Here is a 4832-nt window from a genome sequence, read left to right on the forward strand (position 1 = left end):
CGTTCGCGGTGAGTCCGCTCGGATCCGGCTCCTTCCCTCGTCGGGTGAAATCGTTCGTTCCTCACGATTCCTCCCTCCTCGGCCCAGTCGCCGGCGCGGACTCACGGGAGTCCCCATCGAGAGGTCGCCGGGGCACGGTGTCCCGGTGAGAGGGGAGGTCCCGGCGTGGTCTCGGGGGTGGGCCCCGGTCCGGATCGAGGGAGCGCCGGGGCGGTTCCTCGATCCGGACGGGACGGTCCCCGTGAGGACACTCCCGGAAGGCTAGGCGGCCTTGGTCTCCCAGAAGATCTTGGAGATCTCGTCGATCTTGGCGAGCAGCTCGTCGGCCTTGGCGACGTCGGTCGAGCCCTTGCCGCCGCCCGCACCGGCGAGCTTGGTGGCCTCCCAGAACAGCTGGTGCAGCTGCGGGTAGGTCTCCAGGTGCGGGGGCTTGAAGTAGTCGGTCCACAGCACCCACAGGTGGTGCTTGACCAGCTCGGCCCGCTGCTCCTTGATGATCAGCGCGCGGGTACGGAACGCCGGGTCCTCGTTGGCGGCGTACTTCTCCATGATGGCCTTGACCGACTCGGCCTCGATGCGGGCCTGAGCCGGGTCGTAAACGCCGCAGGGCAGGTCGCAATGGGCCGACGCGGTGTGCTTGGGGCGCAGAAGTCGTGCGAGCATCGGAATCCTTCCTTGATGCACAGGTACAGAATGGTCCGTTCAACGACCTTACTCGTCTCCGAATGCCCGCGCTGGAGGGGGATGCGCCCGTGAGAGTACGCGTCGAGGGAGAGTCGATGCTCCCGGTGCTGAGGCCCGGCGACTGGCTCTGGGTGCGTCGCGGCGCGACCGTCCGGCCCGGGGACCTGGTCGTCGCCCGGCTTCCTTCCGATCCCGCGACGCTCATCGTCAAGCGGGCCGCCTGGCGGGACGGCGACGGCTGGTGGCTGGAGAGCGAGAACCAGCGGGCCGCCGGCCGGCGCGACAGCTGGGACTTCGGGGCGCTGCCTCCGCCGGCGATCGTCGGCCGGGTGGTGCTGCGCTACTGGCCGACCTTCTGGCGGGCCCGGTAGGCGGCGACGTTGGCGCGGCTGGCGCACCGCTCCGAGCAGTAGCGGCGCGACCGGTTGGAGGAGGTGTCCAGGTACGCCCTGCGGCACGGGGCCGCCTGGCAGAGGCCGAGCCGGTCCACGCCGAGGTCGGTGATCATGGTGGCGAGTCCCATCACCGCGCCCACCGCGTACTGGTCGGCCATCCGGCCGCCCTCGGTCAGGTGCAGGTGCCAGCGCTCGCCGTCGTGCCCGGAGATCTGCGGCTGGACCGGGTGGTGGATCAGCAGCGAGTTGAGCCGGTCGACCACGGCCTCCTCGTCGCCCAGCTCGGCGGTCTCGAACACGATCAGGAGCTCCTCGCGCAGGTCGCGCAGGGCCTCCAGGTCGCTCCTGGTGATGCGGCAGCCGGGGCGGTAGCGTCCGCCCTCTTCCAGGAGCAGGCGCAGCCCTTCCAGACCGCTCAGCCGCTCGGGACTGTTGATCAGTAGTACGGCCAGCTCGGCGTAGGAGGTGAGGTCCATCTGGGGATCCGTCGATGTAAGAGGTGGGGTGGGCTTCGAGTATTACACGGTGGGGCGAGGTTAACAGCGGGACCGCGAAAGTGCGGGATTTCCCCAGTGGCCGGGGTCTCAACATGTGGCACAATCGAGCAACGGGTGACCCCCGTACCCCTCCAGGCGACCGCGTTCGGCGAGCGGGCCCCGAGCGGCTACCGAAGCCCGGGACCAGGCTCCCTCCGGCCGCCTCCGAAGGAACCATCCGTCTGTCTGACTGAACTACAGGGGTCGCTGTGGCCGTCACGCCATCCTCCACCTCCCTCGAAGCCCTCGAAGCCCTCGATCTGGACCCGGCCTTCGCCCTGCACCGCGGGGGCAAGCTGGAGATCCGTTCCACCGTCCCGGTGCGCGACGCCGGGGACCTGGCACTCGCCTACACGCCGGGCGTCGCCAGGGTCTGCAGCGCCATCGCCGAAGAGCCCGAGCTGGCCAAGGACTACACCTGGATCTCCAACGTGGTCGCCGTCGTCTCCGACGGCACCGCGGTGCTCGGCCTCGGGGACATCGGGCCCGCCGCCGCCATGCCGGTCATGGAGGGCAAGGCCCTGCTGTTCAAGCAGTTCGCGGGCGTCGACGCGGTGCCCATCTGCCTCGACTGCACCGGCGTGGACGAGCTGGTCGAGACGGTCGTCCGGCTCGCCCCCTCCTTCGGGGGGATCAACCTCGAGGACATCAGCGCGCCCCGCTGCTTCGAGGTCGAGGCACGCCTGCGCGAGCTCCTCGACATCCCGGTCTTCCACGACGACCAGCACGGCACCGCGATCGTCACCCTGGCCGCGCTGAAGAACGCGGCGCGGCTGACCGGCCGGTCGCTGGGCGAGCTGAGGGTCGTGGTCGCCGGTGCCGGGGCCTCCGGGATCGCGGTCAGCAGGTTCCTGCTCGACGCCGGTGTCGGCGACATCGCGGTGGCCGACTCCAAGGGCATCGTCCACGAGGGCCGCGACGGGCTCAACCCGGTCAAGCAGGCCCTTGCGCGCGACACCAACAAGGCGGGCCTGCACGGGGCCACCGAGCAGGCGCTGGCCGGGGCCGACGTGTTCGTCGGGCTGTCGGGCTCGACGGTGTCGGAGCGGGCCATCGCCTCGATGGCACCCGACTCGATCGTCTTCGCGCTCTCCAACCCGACGCCCGAGGTGCTGCCCGAGGTCGCGGGCAGGTACGCCAGGGTGGTCGCCACCGGCCGTTCCGACTTCCCCAACCAGATCAACAACGTGCTGGCGTTCCCGGGCGTCTTCCGGGGCGCCATGGACGTCCGCGCCACCACGATTACCGAGAACATGAAGGTGGCCGCCGCCGAGGCGCTGGCCGCGGTGGTCGGCGACGAGCTGTCGGCCGACTGCGTGATCCCCAGCCCGTTCGACGAGCGCGTCGCCCCGGCGGTCATCGCCGCGGTCTCCGCGCAGGCGCGCGCCGACGGGGTCGCCCGTCTCTGACGACCGGCGGCGCTCCGGCCGCGTCTCCCCGGGAGCCGTCCCATCGGCCTCCGGGGAACGGGTTCCCGCGAGCGCGCCGGGCCGTACGACCCGCCCACCAGGCATCTCACCGCGAACGCCCCCCGCCCGACCGGCGGGGGGCGTTCGTGCTTCCCGGAAACGCCGAAGTCCGTCACTGCTCGTGTTATAAATAGAGCTCTCTGTTACCAATGTGCGTAAGACGTGCATCGGTCAGCGTATGCACGCATGGGCGACCATGCGTGCCGTCGGCGCACCGGGGTTCTCACGACCAGGAGGGCTATGGAACGCGAGCCCAATCGACTGCTCCAGCGGCTCATCGCCGAGGCGGGCTTCACCCACAAGGGGCTGGCCCGCAGGCTCAACGATCTCGGCACGGCCCGCGGCCTGTCCGGTCTGCGGTACGACCACAGCTCCGTGCTGCGCTGGCTCGCGGGCCAGCGGCCCAGGGGGCCGGTCCCCGGGCTGCTCGCCGAGATCTTCGCTCTCCGGCTCGGAAGGGCCGTGAGTCCCGAGGACCTCGGCCTGCCGGCCGTCCTGGCGCCTCTCGACCTCGGGCAGGAGTTCACCCGTACGTGGCAGGAGGGAATCTCGACCGTGACAGCACTGTGGCGAGCGGACGTGGAGAGGCGCAGGTTCCTGCTCGACTCCACCTTCGCGATCGGAGCGGGCTCCGCCGGGGCACTGCGCTGGCTGACCCTTCCCCTGGAGGGGCGGCCCGAGGGCGGGGGCGCCCGGCGCGTCGGCATGGACGACATCGCGGCGATCCGGGAGGTGACCCGGTCCTTCGGAGAGCTGGACAACAGGTTCGGCGGGGGCAGGGTCCGCTCGGCGGTCGTACGGTATCTGGACACGGCCGTCGCCCCGCTGCTGGCCGACGGCTCGTACGCCGAACGGACCGGCAGGGCGCTGGCGTCGGCCGCGGCCGAGCTGACCCGGCTGGCCGGCTGGATGGCCTACGACCTGGAACAGCACGGCCTGGCCCAGCGGTACCTGCTCCAGGCGCTGCGCCTGGCGCGCGGCGCGGAGGACCACGGGCTCGGCGGTGAGATCCTCGCCGGGATGAGTCACCAGGCCGTCTACATCGGGCAGCCCGGCCACGCGCTCGACCTGGCCAGGGCCGCCCAGCTCTCGGCCCGCCGCGCGGGCGTCTTCGCCCTGCTGGCCGAGGCGCACGTGATGGAGGCGCACGCCCATGCCGTGCTGGCCGACCGGGCGGCGTGCGCGAGGTCCCTGCACGAGGCCGAGCTGGCCTTCGACCGCCGCGGCGCCGGGGACGCGCCGGACTGGATCGCCTACTTCGACGAGGCCTACCTGTCGGCGAAGTTCGCGCACTGCTTCCGCGACCTCGGGGACGGGCCGGGGACCGTACGGCACGCCAGGCGCTCGCTGGAGATGGACGGACGCTACGTGCGCGGGCGGATGTTCAACCTGTCGCTGCTCTCGGCCGGGCTGCTGGCCTCGGGGGAGCTGGAGGAGGCGTGCTCGGTCGCCTCGTCGGCGCTGGAGCTGGCCGAGGGCCTGCGGTCGGCCAGGACACGTTCCTACGTCGCCGACCTGCGCCGCCGGCTGGACCCGCACGCCGCGGAGCCGCCGGTGGCCGAGCTGAACGAGCGGGTGGGGGAGCTCAGCCCGGTCTGAGGGCCTCGTCGTCCTCGACGCCGATCGCCGCCTCGGCGGTTCGCCGTGGGTGGGGAAAGGCTGAAGGGGCCCGGCTGATGCCGGGCCCCTTCAGGTGGAGCTGTTCGAGTCCGAGGTTTGGACGCTCAGACTCGGGTGATCGTCAGGAG

General features: G+C 71.5%; 5 protein-coding genes. 3 read left to right on the top strand and 2 right to left on the bottom strand.

Translation table 11 applies throughout. The annotated features are described in order from the left end of the window. Window positions 1-261 precede the first annotated feature (261 nt). Window positions 262-663 (bottom strand): superoxide dismutase, Ni, encoded by a 402-nt coding sequence (gene sodN / locus AB0G16_RS32190; protein ID WP_362813616.1) that lies wholly within the window; start codon window positions 661-663, stop codon window positions 262-264. A gap of 89 nt (window positions 664-752) precedes the next feature. Here sodN and AB0G16_RS32195 point away from each other — a divergent pair, with 89 nt between their 5' ends. Continuing rightward, on the top strand, window positions 753-1055 hold the full coding sequence (locus AB0G16_RS32195; protein ID WP_362813619.1) for a S24 family peptidase: 303 nt from the start codon (window positions 753-755) through the stop codon (window positions 1053-1055). Here the strand turns inward: AB0G16_RS32195 and AB0G16_RS32200 are convergent. Beyond that, a complete protein-coding gene (locus AB0G16_RS32200) occupies window positions 1025-1555 on the bottom strand; it encodes a CGNR zinc finger domain-containing protein (RefSeq protein WP_362813622.1) in 531 nt (176 codons plus the stop codon). The two genes, AB0G16_RS32195 and AB0G16_RS32200, sit on opposite strands and share 31 nt — an antisense overlap. A gap of 269 nt (window positions 1556-1824) precedes the next feature. Here AB0G16_RS32200 and AB0G16_RS32205 point away from each other — a divergent pair, with 269 nt between their 5' ends. Further along, the gene (locus AB0G16_RS32205; protein ID WP_362813624.1) at window positions 1825-3024 is read left to right on the top strand and encodes an NADP-dependent malic enzyme; all 1200 of its coding nucleotides are present in this window, start codon (window positions 1825-1827) and stop codon (window positions 3022-3024) included. 300 nt (window positions 3025-3324) lie between these two features. Further along, window positions 3325-4683, top strand: coding sequence for a hypothetical protein (locus tag AB0G16_RS32210; protein ID WP_362813627.1), 1359 nt, complete (start codon window positions 3325-3327; stop codon window positions 4681-4683). Window positions 4684-4832 lie beyond the last annotated feature (149 nt).

Origin of the sequence: Streptosporangium sp. NPDC023615, from assembly GCF_040640155.1 — a bacterium.
Classification (GTDB): domain Bacteria; phylum Actinomycetota; class Actinomycetes; order Streptosporangiales; family Streptosporangiaceae; genus Streptosporangium.